The organism is Streptomyces caniscabiei (genome assembly GCF_014930365.1).
Classification (GTDB): domain Bacteria; phylum Actinomycetota; class Actinomycetes; order Streptomycetales; family Streptomycetaceae; genus Streptomyces; species Streptomyces caniscabiei.
Window position 1 is genome coordinate 287,850 of the sequence record NZ_JABXWI010000002.1, and the last position, 14,108, is coordinate 301,957.

Annotated in this window: 13 protein-coding genes; 4 read left to right on the top strand and 9 right to left on the bottom strand. The window is 71.8% G+C overall.

Annotation, left to right across the window (positions count from 1 at the left end; genetic code table 11):
* Position 1: 1 nt before the first annotated feature.
* The 5 genes from HW837_RS05800 to HW837_RS05820 all read right to left on the bottom strand — a co-directional run bounded on the left by HW837_RS05800 (position 2) and on the right by HW837_RS05820 (position 5,600).
* Positions 2-772 carry a GNAT family N-acetyltransferase gene (locus tag HW837_RS05800; protein ID WP_193381417.1) on the bottom strand — a complete coding sequence of 257 codons (771 nt, stop codon included), beginning with the start codon at positions 770-772 and terminating at the stop codon, positions 2-4.
* A gap of 156 nt (positions 773-928) precedes the next feature.
* On the bottom strand, positions 929-1,954 hold the full coding sequence (locus tag HW837_RS05805; protein WP_193381416.1) for a hypothetical protein: 1,026 nt from the start codon (positions 1,952-1,954) through the stop codon (positions 929-931).
* A 195-nt stretch (positions 1,955-2,149) separates the two neighbouring features.
* The gene (locus HW837_RS05810) at positions 2,150-2,899 is read right to left on the bottom strand and encodes a succinate dehydrogenase/fumarate reductase iron-sulfur subunit (RefSeq protein WP_045561572.1); all 750 of its coding nucleotides are present in this window, start codon (positions 2,897-2,899) and stop codon (positions 2,150-2,152) included.
* Positions 2,896-4,863, bottom strand: a complete 1,968-nt coding sequence (locus tag HW837_RS05815) for a fumarate reductase/succinate dehydrogenase flavoprotein subunit (protein WP_193381415.1) — start codon at positions 4,861-4,863, stop codon at positions 2,896-2,898. Before HW837_RS05815 ends, HW837_RS05810 begins: the two co-directional genes overlap by 4 nt.
* A 2-nt stretch (positions 4,864-4,865) precedes the next feature.
* A complete protein-coding gene (locus HW837_RS05820) occupies positions 4,866-5,600 on the bottom strand; it encodes a succinate dehydrogenase (RefSeq protein ID WP_078853816.1) in 735 nt (244 codons plus the stop codon).
* Positions 5,601-5,693: 93 nt separating this feature from the next.
* Here HW837_RS05820 and HW837_RS05825 point away from each other — a divergent pair, with 93 nt between their 5' ends.
* Positions 5,694-6,578 (top strand): LysR family transcriptional regulator, encoded by an 885-nt coding sequence (locus HW837_RS05825; RefSeq protein ID WP_045561574.1) that lies wholly within the window; start codon positions 5,694-5,696, stop codon positions 6,576-6,578.
* Positions 6,579-6,726: 148 nt separating this feature from the next.
* Here the strand turns inward: HW837_RS05825 and HW837_RS05830 are convergent, their stop codons facing one another.
* The 3 genes from HW837_RS05830 to HW837_RS05840 all read right to left on the bottom strand — a co-directional run bounded on the left by HW837_RS05830 (position 6,727) and on the right by HW837_RS05840 (position 10,937).
* Positions 6,727-8,871 carry a putative bifunctional diguanylate cyclase/phosphodiesterase gene (locus HW837_RS05830; RefSeq protein ID WP_193381414.1) on the bottom strand — a complete coding sequence of 715 codons (2,145 nt, stop codon included), beginning with the start codon at positions 8,869-8,871 and terminating at the stop codon, positions 6,727-6,729.
* On the bottom strand, positions 8,868-9,680 hold the full coding sequence (locus tag HW837_RS05835; RefSeq protein WP_045561576.1) for an SAM-dependent methyltransferase: 813 nt from the start codon (positions 9,678-9,680) through the stop codon (positions 8,868-8,870). Before HW837_RS05835 ends, HW837_RS05830 begins: the two co-directional genes overlap by 4 nt.
* 258 nt (positions 9,681-9,938) lie before the next feature.
* Positions 9,939-10,937 carry an SCO0930 family lipoprotein gene (locus HW837_RS05840; protein ID WP_045561577.1) on the bottom strand — a complete coding sequence of 333 codons (999 nt, stop codon included), beginning with the start codon at positions 10,935-10,937 and terminating at the stop codon, positions 9,939-9,941.
* A gap of 285 nt (positions 10,938-11,222) precedes the next feature.
* On the opposite strand from HW837_RS05840, the gene HW837_RS05845 reads away from it, so the two are divergent.
* The 3 genes from HW837_RS05845 (at position 11,223) to HW837_RS05855 (ending at position 13,372) form a co-directional block, all read left to right on the top strand.
* Positions 11,223-11,846, top strand: coding sequence for a hypothetical protein (locus HW837_RS05845; RefSeq protein WP_237312902.1), 624 nt, complete (start codon positions 11,223-11,225; stop codon positions 11,844-11,846).
* A 16-nt stretch (positions 11,847-11,862) separates the two neighbouring features.
* Positions 11,863-12,627, top strand: a complete 765-nt coding sequence (locus tag HW837_RS05850; RefSeq protein ID WP_078853811.1) for a bestrophin-like domain — start codon at positions 11,863-11,865, stop codon at positions 12,625-12,627.
* Between the two features lie 226 nt (positions 12,628-12,853).
* Positions 12,854-13,372: a hypothetical protein gene (locus HW837_RS05855; protein ID WP_193381413.1), complete on the top strand. Its 519-nt coding sequence runs from the start codon at positions 12,854-12,856 to the stop codon at positions 13,370-13,372.
* A 131-nt stretch (positions 13,373-13,503) separates the two neighbouring features.
* On the opposite strand, the gene HW837_RS05860 is transcribed toward HW837_RS05855, so the two are convergent.
* Positions 13,504-13,995 carry a hypothetical protein gene (locus tag HW837_RS05860; RefSeq protein ID WP_045561580.1) on the bottom strand — a complete coding sequence of 164 codons (492 nt, stop codon included), beginning with the start codon at positions 13,993-13,995 and terminating at the stop codon, positions 13,504-13,506.
* Positions 13,996-14,108: the final 113 nt, after the last annotated feature.

The following is a 14,108-nucleotide window of genomic DNA, read 5'->3' on the forward strand; positions in this document are numbered from 1 at the left end:
GTCACGCCGTCGGGACGAGGGAGAGGAAGTGGCGCAGATAGCGGGCGTCGACCCGGCGCATCGACAGCAGGACGTACAGGTCGGCGACCCCGAAGTCCGGGTCGTGCGCGGGCTCGCCGCAGACCCAGGCGCCGAGCCGCAGATAACCGCGCAGCAGCGGCGGCAGCTCGGTACGGCCCTGCGGGGCCTCGCCCTTGGGGACCCAGGGCAGCAGCGGCCGTACCCGGTACTCCTGCGGTGCCAGGTTCCTGGCCCGCACCCGGTCCCAGGTGCCCGCCGCGAGCACTCCGCCGTCGGCGAGCGGGACGGAGCAGCAACCGGCCAGCCACTCGTGGCCGCCCTGGACCATGTAGCGGGCGATCCCGGCCCAGATCAGGCTGATCACGGCGCCGTCGCGGTGGTCGGGGTGGACACAGGAGCGGCCGACCTCCACCAGCGAGGGCCGGATGGCGTCGAGCGTGCCGAGGTCGAACTCGCCCTCCGAGTACAGCCGTCCGGCGACCGCGGCCCGCTCGGGCGGCAGCAGCCGGTAGGTGCCGACGACCTGTCCGGTGAGGATGTCCCGGACGAGCAGGTGGTCGCAGTAGGCGTCGAAGGGGTCGACGTCCAGCCCCGGCTGCGGCGAGGCCAGCAGGGCGCCCATCTCCCCGGCGAAGACCTCGTGCCGCAGCCGCTGTGCGGCGCGGACGTCCTCCTCGCCGCGGGCCAGGGTGACGATGTAGCGGGTGGGGGCGGCCGACTGGGGCGGGCTGTCGAGGGTGGAGGCGGTCATGGCATCTCCTGGTCACGGGCCGACTCGGCGGCGTCAGGGGCGGACCTGGGGACGTGCGGTCCGCCGCCCTAGTTCTCCCGACGCCGACTGACACGTGCGTGACCGGTTGCGAGAGCCCGGATGTGCGCTTGTTGAACGGCACGGTCCCGGTGGCCGTCACCTGGCCGGCGCGCAACTCCCGAGCCACGCGCGGGTTTCATCGGCGTCGAGGACCCGCTCCAGGAGGAGGTCGCCCGCCATGCCGGGGAGGAACCGTCCGGCGGGCCAGCTCCGCTCGTACGGCGGTGGGTCGAGCACCAGCAGCCGTACGCCGTCGACGACGGGTATGTCGCCGGGGGTCCCCTCGTTCCACACCCACTCCCCGCCGGGTGCCACCAGATTGAACGCCCCGGTCGTGGGCACCTGCCCCGGCGCGTCCCGGCACACGGCGGCCTCCGGCGCGGACGGCGCCCGGCCGGGGACATGACCGCCCCCGACGAGCACATCGGCCAGCAGCGTGTGCAACTGGAAGTTGTCCCCGATGCCGCTCATCCGCATCGCGTACCCGGTGCCGCTGGGCCGGTGCAGCACGACCAGCGGCTCGTCGTCGAGCACGAGCAGGGCGTACACGAGGCACGTGAAGGCGTGCCCGGACGCCTCCTCCACGGTCCGCAGCGCCCGGAGCACCCGTGCGCGCCACGCGGCGTCGAGGCCGGTGCGTACGGCGGCGTGATTGAGCAGGGCGACGGCCGCCGTCTCCCAGCGCGGGAGCAGCCACCAGCCGAGGGCGGCCTCCATACCGACGCGTTCGACGACCGCCGGGGCGGGGTCCCCGTGGTCCGGCTCGGGGAAGTCCCCGCCGCCGGTCGCGGACCAGCGCGCGCAGAACTCCCCGGTGGCGTCGAGCGCCCAGTCGAGCCCGTGGAAGATCGCGGGCGCGCAGCCCGCCGGGTCCGCGCCCCGCTCGACACAGGCACCGATCACGATGGCGACCATGGTGTCGGGCCCGGCGGGCAGCTCCGGCAGCAGCGCGGCCAGCCGGGGCGTCGCCTGGACGATCTCGTGCCGCCCGGCTCCCTCGAACCGCCGGTGCATCTCCCGGTAGGCGCGCCGGGTCCGGTCCTCGTCCCGCTCCCGCACGGCGGCGTCGAACCCGGCGACGGCTTCGAGGAACCGCTGCCTCCCCCTCCGCCCGAACATCATGCGCGCAGCCTACCTACACAGAAAATCCAGACGGGGCCGGGACTGAGCACCACTCCCGACCCCGCCCGTCCGCACGATTCGGCGAACGTTTGTTGGTGACCACGGCCCGCTGCGGCGCGCCCCTCAGGGGCGCGGGGAACTGCGCGACCAGCCACGACGAACCCGCAGCCCGAAGACGTCAGGCCCCCGACGGCGCTACCGAATCCCGCCCTTACGGGTAGCCCGCAGCCACTCCTTGTTCATACTCGTGATGGAAACCAGCGGAATCCCCTTGGGGCAAGCCGTGGCGCACTCCCCCGCGAGCGTGCACCCCCCGAACCCCTCCGCGTCCATCCGCTCCACCATGTCCAGCACCCGCGTCTCCCGCTCGGGCGCCCCCTGCGGCAGCACGTTCAGATGGTTGATCTTGGCGGAGGTGAACAGCATCGCCGCCCCGTTGGGACACGCGGCCACACACGCCCCGCACCCGATGCACTCCGCGTGTTCGAACGCGAAGTCCGCGTCCGGCTTGGGGACGGCCGTGGCGTGCGCCTCCGGCGCGGCCCCGGTCGGCGCGGTGATGTACCCCCCGGCCTGGATGATGCGGTCGAACGCAGACCGGTCGACGACCAGGTCCTTGACCACCGGGAACGCCGACGCCCGCCACGGCTCGACGTCGATCGTGTCGCCGTCGGAGAAGGAGCGCATGTGCAGCTGACAGGTGGTGGTCCGCTCCGGCCCGTGCGCGTCCCCGTTGATGACGAGCGAGCAGGCCCCGCAGATGCCCTCGCGGCAGTCGTGGTCGAAGGCCACCGGGTCCTCACCGCGCAGGATGAGGTCCTCGTTGAGCGTGTCGAGCATCTCCAGGAAGGACATGTCGGGCGAGATGTCGTCCACCTCGTACGTGGACATGGCGCCGTCGGCGTCGGCGGCCCGCTGCCGCCAGACGCGCAGGGTGAGCTTCATGCGTAGCTCCGCTGGGTGGGGTGGACGTACTCGAAGACGAGGTCTTCCTTGTGCAGGACGGGGGCCGTGCCGGTCCCCGTGAACTCCCAGGCGGCGGCGTACGAGAACTTCTCGTCACGGCGCTCCGCCTCGCCGTCGGCCGTCTGGGACTCCTCGCGGAAGTGACCGCCGCAGGACTCGGCGCGGTGCAGCGCGTCGAGGCACATGAGCTCGGCGAGTTCGAGGTAGTCGACGATCCGGTTGGCCTTCTCCAGGGACTGGTTGAACTCCTCGCCCGTCCCCGGCACCTTGATCCGCCGCCAGAACTCCTCGCGGATCTGCGGGATCCGCTCCAGGGCCTTGCGCAGTCCGCTGTCGGTGCGGGCCATACCGCAGAACTCCCACATCAGTTCGCCGAGTTCGCGGTGGAAGGAGTCGGGCGTACGGTCGCCGTCGACGGCGAGCAGCAGGTTCAGCCGGTCCTCCGTCTCGGCCAGCGCCTCCTGGACGGCCGGGTGCTCGGGGCCGATCCCGTCCTGCCGCGGATGCCGGGCGAGATAGTCGTTGATGGTGGCCGGGAGCACGAAGTACCCGTCGGCGAGGCCCTGCATCAGGGCGGAGGCGCCGAGCCGGTTGGCCCCGTGGTCGGAGAAGTTGGCCTCGCCGATCGCGAACAGTCCGGGGACGGTGGTCTGGAGGTCGTAGTCGACCCACAGCCCGCCCATCGTGTAGTGCACGGCCGGGTAGATCCGCATGGGGACCTCGTACGGATCCTCGTCGGTGATCCGCTGGTACATGTCGAAGAGGTTGCCGTACTTGGCCTCGACGGCCTTGCGGCCCATCCGCGCGATGGCGTCGGCGAAGTCGAGGTAGACGCCCTGTCCGCCGGGCCCGACGCCCCGTCCCTCGTCGCAGACGTTCTTCGCGGCGCGGGAGGCGATGTCACGGGGGACGAGGTTGCCGAAGGAGGGGTAGATCCGCTCCAGGTAGTAGTCGCGCTCGTCCTCGGGGATCCGGTTCGCCGGCCGCTGGTCACCCCGCGCCTTCGGCACCCAGATCCGGCCGTCGTTGCGCAGCGACTCGCTCATCAGCGTCAGCTTGGACTGGTGGTCGCCGGTGCGCGGGATGCACGTCGGATGGATCTGGGTGAAGCACGGGTTGGCGAACAGCGCGCCCCGCCGGTGCGCCCGCCAGACGGCGGTGGCGTTGGAGTTCATGGCGTTGGTCGACAGGTAGAAGACGTTGCCGTACCCGCCGCTCGCCAGCACCACGGCGTCCGCGAAGTAGGTGTCGATCCTCCCCGTGATCAGGTTCCGGGCGACGATCCCGCGCGCCCGCCCGTCGACGACGATCAGGTCGAGCATCTCGGTGCGCGGGTGCATCTCCACGTTGCCGGCGGCGATCTGCCTGCTGAGGGCCTGGTAGGCGCCGAGCAGCAGTTGCTGGCCCGTCTGCCCCCGGGCGTAGAAGGTCCGGGACACCTGGACGCCGCCGAAGGAGCGGGTGTCGAGCAGGCCGCCGTACTCGCGTGCGAACGGCACGCCCTGTGCCACGCACTGGTCGATGATCTCGACGGAGATCTGCGCGAGGCGGTGGACGTTCGATTCCCGCGCCCTGAAGTCGCCGCCCTTGACGGTGTCGTAGAACAGCCGGTGGGCCGAGTCGCCGTCGTTGCGGTAGTTCTTGGCGGCGTTGATGCCGCCCTGCGCGGCGATCGAGTGGGCGCGGCGCGGGGAGTCCTGGTAGCAGAACTGGACGACGTGGTAGCCCTGTTCGGCGAGGGTGGCGCCGGCCGAGCCGCCGGCCAGGCCGGTACCGACGACGATCACCGTGTGCTTGCGGCGGTTGGCGGGGTTGACCAGCTTGGCCTCGAAGCGGCGCCTGTCCCAGCGCTCGGCGATCGGTCCCTCGGGGGCCTTGCCGTCGACGACCGGGTCACCGGTCACGTAGTCCGCGTACGCGGAGTAGTCGGAGGACGTAGTCATGGTCAGCTCACCACTCCGGTCATGACGGCGACGGGTACGGAGACGAAGCCCACGGTCAGCAGCAGGGCCAGGACGTTCGCGGTGGCCCGCAGCGCGCGGTCGCGGGTGCGGCTGCCGGCGCCGAGGGTCTGCGCGGCGCTCCAGAAGCCGTGCCGGATGTGCAGGCCGAGAGCGAGAACCGCGACGATGTAGACGACGTTGCCGTACCAGGTGGAGAAGGTGTCGATCACGTTCTGGTACGGGTGGCCGGCCTGGAAGCCGCCCGGGTGGACCGTGCCGGTCGTCAGGTCGAGGATGTGCCAGACGATGAACAGGCCGAGGATGACGCCGCCCCAGCGCATGGTGCGGGTCGCGTAGCTCGCCCGGCGCTTCCGGTGCGCGTACGGGGTGGGCCGGGCCTTGATGTCACGGCGGCTGAGCTGGTATGCGGCCGTGGCGTGGGCGACGACCGCGGCGACGAGCACCACGCGGACGATCCACAGGGCCCACTCATGGTGCAGGAAGGGCTCGCCGAGGGTGCGCAGCCAGTGCGCGTAGCCGTTGAACTCGTCGGACCCGAAGAAGATCTTGAGGTTGCCGAGCATGTGGACGACCAGGTACGCCAGCATGATCAGTCCGCTGACGGCCATCACCGTCTTCTTGCCGAGGGAGCTGTCCCACACCGAGCGCGCCCGGGACGGTTTTCGTGCCGACCGTTCCGCCCGCTCCGCCCGTTCCGTCCGCGTTGCCAGAGCCATGCCCATGACGCTAGAGCCGCGTCACCTCATCGGTCCAAGACATGAAACAGCTCGTTTCGATAGCGGGAAACTATCGTCCCGTATCGTGGAGGGATGCAGTTCCAGCAGCTCCAGTACTTCGTGGCGGTGGCCGAGACCAGACATTTCACCCGGGCCGCCGAGCTGGTCCATGTGGCGCAGCCGTCGCTGTCGCAGCAGATCAAGGCGCTGGAGCGGGAGTTGGGGGCGGACCTCTTCCAGCGGGCGCGCGGCAACATCACCCTGACCGACGCCGGCGAGGCGCTGCTGCCGCTGGCCCGGCGCATCCTCGCCGACACCGACACCGCCCGGCACGAGGTGCAGGAGCTGGCGCAGCTGCGGCGGGGCCGGGTCCGGCTGGGCGCGACACCGAGCCTGTGCACCGGTCTGCTCCCGGACGTGCTGCGCGCCTTCCACGACCGCTATCCGGGCATCCGCCTGCTGATCGAGGAGGGCGGCTCGCACGACCTCGTACGCCAGCTCGCGCGCGGCGCGCTGGACCTGGCCCTGGTGGTTCTCCCGCTGCCCACGCCCTCCCCCGCGCTCACCACGGTGGAGCTGCTGCGCGAGGATCTGGTGGTGGTCTCCTCCCCCGACGCACCGAAGCCCGGCGACGGCCGCCGGACGGTCCGGGTCCCCGATCTGGAGGGCGAGCGGCTCGTGATGTTCCGCCACGGCTACGACCTGCGGGAACTCACCGTCGCCGCGTGTCGCTCCGCGGGGTTCGAGCCGGACTTCGCGGTGGAGGGCGGAGAGATGGACGCGGTGCTGGGGTTCGTCCGGGCGGGACTGGGCGTGGCCGTCGTCCCGCGGATGGTCGCCACCCGCTCCGGGCGGGGCCTGCGGGTGACCCCGCTGGCCCGGCCCGGGCTGCATCGGACGATCGCGCTGGCCCACCGCAGCGATGTGGCTCCGCCTCGGGCCGCGCGGGAGTTGCAGCGGATGTTGGTGGAGCGGTGAGGTGGCTCCGGCGGGGGCCCGGTCTCGCCGTGAGTGGTGAGCCGGCGTCGGGGTCTGCGGGTTCGTCGTGGCTGGTCGCGCAGTTCCCCGCGCCCCTGGAGGGGCGCGCTGCGCGCCCCTTGGAAGAACCCGGCGGCTGAAACGCCCCCTATCCCGTCGCGTCCACCAATGCCAGTTGGTGCAGGCGGTCCGGGGGGCCCGGGCGGGCGTAGTACCAGCCCTGGGCCGTGTCGCAGCCGAGTATGCGCAGTTGTTCGGCCTGGGCGCCGGTCTCCACGCCCTCCACGGTGACCGCGAGGTCGAGGCTGTGGGCGAGGGACACGATCCCCTCGACGATCTTCAGATCGACGGGGTCGGCCGGGAACTGCTGCATGCTCTGGGTGAAGGACCGGTCCAACTTCAGGACCCGGACCGGCAGTCGGCGCAGGTTGGCGAGGTTGGAGTAGCCGGTGCCGAAGTCGTCGAGGGCGATGTCGACGCCCATCTCCGAGAGCCTGCGCAGGGGTTTGAGCAGGTCGTCGTCGGCGCCGATGAGGGCGGACTCGGTGACCTCCAGGCAGAGGGCGTCGGGTTCCAGGCCCGCCCGCTCCAGGATGTCGACGGTGTCCTGGACCAGTCCGGGGTGGGTCAACTGGCACGGCGACAGGTTGACGTTGACGCGCAGCGGCCCGGTGGCGCCCGCGCCTCCCTGCCGTTCCTGCCACTCCCGTGCCTGGCGCACCGACTGCTCCAGGACCCAGCGGCCGAGCGGCACGATCAGTCCGGTGCGCTCGGCGAGCGGGATGAACCGGTCGGGGCCGAGGACGCCGTGCTGCGGGTGGAGCCAGCGGACCAGGGCCTCGGCGCCGCGCACCGTACCGTCGCCGAGGTGGACCAGCGGCTGGTACTCGATGAAGAACTCGCCCCGGTCCAGGGCGGCGGGCAGCGCCGTCGTGAGCCCGTGCCGGGTGATGGCGCGGGCGTCGGCCTCCGCGTCGGCCATCTCGTAACGGTTGCCGCCCGCCGACTTGGCCCGGTACATCGTGATGTCGGCGCTGCGCAGCACCTCCGCCGGGCCGCGCTCCCCCGCCGGGCCCTCGACGATGCCGATGCTGCCGCGCACCAGCAGCTCCCGGCCGTCGATGCGGACGGGGGTGACCAGCGCGTTCATGATGCGGTCGGCGAGTTCGTCGACCTCGCGCTCGGTGTCGGTGCCGGTGGTCAGCGCCACGAACTCGTCGCCGCCGAGCCGGGCGACCATCTCGCCGGGCGCGGTCGCACAGGACTGCAGCCGGTCGGCGACCTCGACGAGCAGACGGTCGCCGGCGGCGTGCCCGAGGCTGTCGTTGATGGTCTTGAAGCCGTCGAGGTCGAGGTAGCAGAGGCCGAAGCGCTGGCCGTCGCCCGCCGCGAGGGCCTTCTCCAGGCGCTCGAAGAACAGGGTGCGGTTGGGCAGTCCGGTGAGCGCGTCGTGGGTGGCCTCGTAGCGCAGGCGCAGGTTGAGCAGCCGGCGCTCGGTGGTGTCCTCCATGAGGGCCAGCTGGTACTGGGGCCGGCCGTCCGCGTCCCGCAGCAGGGAGACCGTGAGGTTGGTCCACAGGACCGTTCCGTCGGGTCGGGAGAACGCCTTTTCGGTGTGGTAGTGCTCGCGCTCGCCGCGGACCAGCTCGTCGTAGAGACGCCAGACCTGGGGCGCGTCGTCGGGGTGTCGCCAGTCGGGGACGGGCCGCCCGCGCATGGCCTGCTCGGTGACGCCGAACATCCGCAGCAACGCGCCGTTGACCTGGAGGACGTTGCCGTCGAGGTCGGCGATGCCGATGCCTATGGCGGCGCCCTCGAAGACGGCGCGGAAGCGGGCCTCGGTCGCGTGCAGCGCCCGGGCGACGGCGCCCTGGGCCTCCAGCGCCGCGCGGGCGATCGCCTCCTGCTCGGCGAGGGTGCGCTGCCGCAGCGCCTCGGCGTATCCGGCGGCCATCGCGGACTGCAGTCGCGCGGCGCGGGCCCGCAGGTCCTCCTGGGGTCCGTCGCCGCCGCAGTAGAGCACCAGATAGGACTCGACGCAGTCCAGGGTCCGGCTGAGCGCCTCGGGTTCGGTGCAGTGCGCCGCCACGAGATCGGCGCCGACGGCCCTGCCCTCCTCGGCGTCGTACATCCTGGCCCGCAGCGCCTCGCTGAGCCTGCGGGCCAGCGGCAGGAGTTGTTCCTCGAACTCGGGCCTGGTCAGCGAGGTGGAGGTGGCGGGGAAGACCGCGCGGCTCCAGATCGTCGCGAACCTGCGGAGTCTGTCCTCCGGCCCGTCCGGCTCCGCCCTCACGCTTTGGTCCCCACGCCGGCGAACTGTGCGTAGGCGTACGGATCGTCGTCCTCGGAAGCCGTGTCGGGCCGCCACTTCGCCATCGGCACCACTCCGGGTTCCACCATGTCGTACCCCTCGAAGAACCGCGCGACCTCGTCGGACGAGCGCATGGTCAGCGGATTGCGAATGTTCCGGTACACGTCCACCACGCCGGCCGCCCGCTCCTCGGGCAGCGGAATCCCCTCGCGGCAGGCGTGCGAGACGACGAGCAGGCTGCCCGGCGCGAGCGCGTCACGCAGCTCGGCCACCGCTTCGTACGGGTCGTCCTTGTCCTCCACGAAGTGCAGTATGGCAACCAGAAGCAGGGCGACCGGCCGGTTCAGGTCGATCAGTCGCCGGACTCGGGGGCTCTCGAGGATGTCGCGGGGCTTGCGGAGGTCGGCCGCGACCACATCCGTGCCGTCGTTCCCCTCGAGAACCGCCTGGCTGTGTGCTACGGCGACGGGGTCGTGGTCGACGTACACGACCCGGGCGCCGGGGCTGGCCTCCTGGGCGACCTCGTGCACGTTTCCGAAGGTGGGGATCCCGGATCCGATGTCCAGGAACTGGGTGACGCCCGCGTCGACGGCGTACCGCACCGCCCGCCGCATGAAGGCTCGGTTCGCCTGCATGATCTTGGGCAGGCCGGGCACGAACTCCATGGCCCGGCGGGCCGCCTCGCGGTCGACCTCGAAGTTGTGCGAACCGCCCAGGTAATAGTCGTACATACGGGCCACGGACGGCATCGAGATGTCGATGCTCCGCGGCGCCCAGGCGGGACGCTCCATCAGTGTTCTCCAACGCGTCGGGGGTGGCGTAGGCGATCCGGTGTTCGAGCTGAGGCTACTGATCGTCCGCCGAAGGAGCGAGCGAAAACGGAAATTGACCGTCCGTTCAAAGCCGCTGCCGATGGCACATGCCCAACCACCGCCCCCGCCATGCCTGTTCGAAGCCGGACATGCCAAACGGTCCGCCCCCTCCGGTGCGGTGCGGAGGGGGCGGACCTGGATCGGCCGCGCTGGTGCGGTGCGTGGGGAAGTCGCGGCCTACTTGTCGGCGCCGATCGGCTCGCCGTCACCGTTGATGGCGAACCAGGTGCCGCCGACGCCCTGGCCGTTGGTGTCGCCGGGGGCCTTGTCGTTGGCGAAGGTGTAGAGCGGGATGCAGTTGATGGTCTGCTGCTTGAAGCCGTCGGGGCGGTCGAAGACCGTGTAGCCCTTCAGCAGGATGCCCTTGGTGTCGTTCTTGTCGACCGGGGCGACGACGGGCCACTTGTCGAGGCAGTCACCGACGCACTTGGTCGACATCGGCCACTGGGTGTCCTTGAGGAACCGGTAGACGGTCATGCCGTTCTTGTCGACGACGATCTCGCCGAGCTTGGCGTCATTGCGGGTGGTCAGACCGGCCTGCTCGACCGCCCCGGCCCCGTTGCCGCCCGCGTCGGCGCCGCCGCCGCCCTTGATGGAGGCCTTCTTGCCGTTGGGCGCCGAGGCGAACCACGTGCCCTTCAGACCCTGGCCCTTGATGTCACCGGCCTTGGTGTCCTTGGCGAAGTAGTACAGGGGCCAGCCGCCCACCGTCAGCTGCTTGGTGCCGTCGGGACGGCTGACCTCGCCGAGCAGGGCCTTGTCGACACCCTGGGCGGCGGTGGCGCCCGCGGCCGGCACCGGCGGCCAGGTGACGGCGCACTCGCCCTCGCAGGTCGTCTTCGGCGGCTCGAAGGAGTCCTTGTCAAAGCGGTACAGGGTGCGACCGGCGCTGTCCGTGAGGACCTTGCCGTACTCGTCGCTGTTCCACACCGTCAGCTGGCCCGCGGAGGCCGCCGTGGTGGACTGGGCCTGGTCCGACGTACCGGAGCCCGCCGCGCCGGCCGTGCCCGCACCCGCTCCGGTGCCGGCGATGGTGCCGGTGCCGAGCGTCGGGGTGGAAGCGGCGCCCACGTTCTGTGCGGACGTGGACCCCTGTTCCTGACCGCACGCCGTCGTCAGCACCAGTACAGCCGCAGCTGTCGCTACGAGTGAGGCGCTCCGCCAGGAGGTCTTCATTCCAACTCCCCGTGTATCCGGTGGGTGTTGCAGCGCCCTACTGCGCCGCTTGCTGGTCCTAGGTACGCGTGGGAGTGCCCGCTGTGTTCAACGCCGCGCGAATTTCTTTCCGAAGTCTGTGTCGCGGCGCGCGACGCGGTGAGCGCCGCGGCCTGCGCCGGTATCGAAAAAGGGGTCAGCGCCGGGCGTCAGCAGTCAAACCTTCGGGGCCCGTTCTTCGCTCTTTTGGAGCAATCCCTCCGTGCACCCGCGTACGCGCGGGCGCGAGCACGGATGATCTCCGACGTGCAAGGACCCCAGCGGACCCGATCCGCACTCGCCCTACGGCTGTCGGCCCTGCTCGCACTGACCTGGCTCCTCACCGGAACCCCGAGCGGTACGGCGGTCGCCGACGCCTGCGCGTACGCCGATGTCGGCCCGGACGGCGGAGGCAGGGTCGCCGTGGCGATCGGGAGCACCGACTCCTGCGAGCCGACCCCGTCGCCCACGCCCACGCCCCCACCGACCCCGTCGTGTCCGCCGGAGCCGACGCCCACCCCGACGCCGCCACCGCGGCCGGAACCACCGGCGCCCACACCCGCCCCGGACCCCACTCCGGACCCGCCGCCCGCCCCGAGGCCGACGCCTCCGCCACCGCCGAGGCCCGCCCCGCCGCCGCCCGTGCCGCCACCGCCCGTGAAGGAGGCGCCCCGGCCCGTCGCCGCCCCGACTCCCCCGCCGGAGCCGAAGCCGAAGCCGAAACCCACGCCGAGCCCCCGCCCGAAGGTGTCGCCGACCCCGGTGAGCTACCCGCCGTACCGGGCCCCGTCGCACGCACGGACGAAGCGCTCCGGCCCGTCCCTCGTCTCGCTCGCCCTGCTCGTCACCGTGCCCGCGGTCTTCGCCGCCGCCGCCCTGCGTCCGCGCTGATTCCTGGAGGAACCTCTTGTCGGAATGGCTTGTTCTCACCCTCGCGATGGGGGCGGCGTGTCTGGTCGTCCTCATCGTGGCCGTAGTACGGCATCACGCCGCACCCGCGGACGAGGACCCGTCCGAGACCCCGGACGTCATCGAGTACATCACCATGATGATCGGCGTGGTGTACGCCATCGTGCTGGGTCTGGCGATCGCCGGGGTCTGGGAGGCCCGCAGCGCCGCGCAGGACCAGGTGCAGGCGGAGGCGCAGGCCCTGCACGAGGTCAGTGAGCGGGTGCGGGTGTACCCGGCGGACGTGCGCGACCGGATCCGCGCGGACATCGACGCCTATGTCGGCCACGTGGTGACCACCGAGTGGAAGGTCATGGCCGAGAAGGGCGAGGTGACCGAGCGGGGCACCGAACTGTTCGACACCGTGCGCCACGAGGTCACCGACTACGAGCCGCGGAGCGACTTCGAGGCGCAGGCCTACCAGCCACTGCTGGACCAGATCGCCGCGGCCGACGCCGCGCGCGGCAGCCGCGCGGACTCGACCGGCGAGACGATGCCCGGCGTGGTCTGGTTCGGCCTGATCATCGGCGCGGTGGTGACGGTCGGCATGGTGTTCGCCCTGCAGATCCGGCGCACGGCGCGCGAACTGATCCTGGCCGGGCTGTTCTCCGCCCTGATCGCGTTCCTGCTGTTCCTGGTCTGGGACTTCGACGCCCCCTACAGCCGGGGGCTTTCGGCCACGGCGGATCCGTTCCTCGCCCTGTTCCCGAACGCGGGCGACTGACGGTCCTCCGCACCCGGTCCACGGCCGGGGGACGGGCGCCGCGCGGCGCCCGTCCCCCGGCCGTACGCGTGTCCGGTCCCCTGTGCGGAGCACACGCTTGCCCCATTCGCGCGACTGCGGTCGCGCCGCCGGGCGCGCCTTCTTAACTTTTCGGTCATCGAGGTGCATTTCAGGCGCAGGCGGAAACGGTCCGCAGCAGGCTCCTCGGGGACCCGGAGGCTCCACCATGCGCGCGATACGCGTCGTCGCGGCCGTTCTGCCGGCCGTGACCGCCCTCTCCCTCTCCGCACCCGTCGCGCACGCGGCACGGGTCAGCGACCGCACGTCGTTCGGCTTCGGGGTGACGCCCTCCGCCGTCGCCCCCGGCGGGCAGGTGATCCTGAGCGTGGACGGCTGCCACCGCCGTACGACCGTCTCCTCGGGCGTCTTCGACGCCGTCCTCATCCCCAGGGGCCAGTCCTCGGCCACCGCGACCGTCGACCGGGACGCCCGGCCCGGCACGGTGTACGAGGTGACGTTCCAGTGCGGCGACGAGATCGGCCGGACGGATCTCACCATCGTCGGCGACCGCCCGACCCATCACCCCACCCACCACCCCACCCGGGGCTCACACGCCGGGGCCGGCGGCACCGTCGCGGGCTTCGACCTCTCGCAGATCGGCCTCGGCGCGGCACTCGTCGCGGGGTCGCTGGGCGTGGCCTGGCACCGGTCGCGGCGCCGCCCCGAGGACGGCAGCCACTCCTGACCGCCGCCGGCAACGGCACCGCACCCCCGACAGCCCTTCACCCCGGACCGTCGCGGGTTCCGGGGCGCGGGGCTGTGCGGAACGGGACCGGTCGTCGTCGTTCCCGTGTGGGTCAGATCCTGTTCTCGGAGTCAGATCTTGTTCTCGGAGCGGCGCCGCATCCAGAAGACGCCCCCGCCGACGACCGCCGCCGTCACCAGTCCGCCGCCGATCGCGATGTCGGTGGTCGTGGCCCCGGTGGAGCTGCTGCCGCCGAGCCCGCCGCGCACCCCGCCGATGACGGTGAAGACGCCCGTGAACGTCTTGCGCTCGCCCTCGCAGTGGGTGGTGACGCTGTACGAACCGGGACTGGCGTCGGAGTTGACCCGCGCCCTGGCCGTGGCGGTCGTGCCACCCATCGAGGCGAGGTTGGTGGTCGGGAAGGCGTTCGAGCTGATCGTGCTGCCGGCGGTCGCGCACGCGTCACCGCCCTTGACGGTGAGGACGAGCTGCCCGCCGCGGGCGATGACGTTGGGGGCGGCCGTGACCGAACTGGGTTGGTCCCAGGCGGCGGCCGCCGGCGCGGCGACACCGACCAGGGCGGCCGCGGCGGCCGCGGCCGCCAGGACACGAGTAGTACGCATGTGATCCTCCGCGGAAGACGCCCCGGGTCCCGTCCCCGGTCGATCGGCGAGAAAGCGCCTCCCGGAACGACCCTCGGACGCCGTGCGCGAGGCCGCATTTCGGGGCTGGTCCG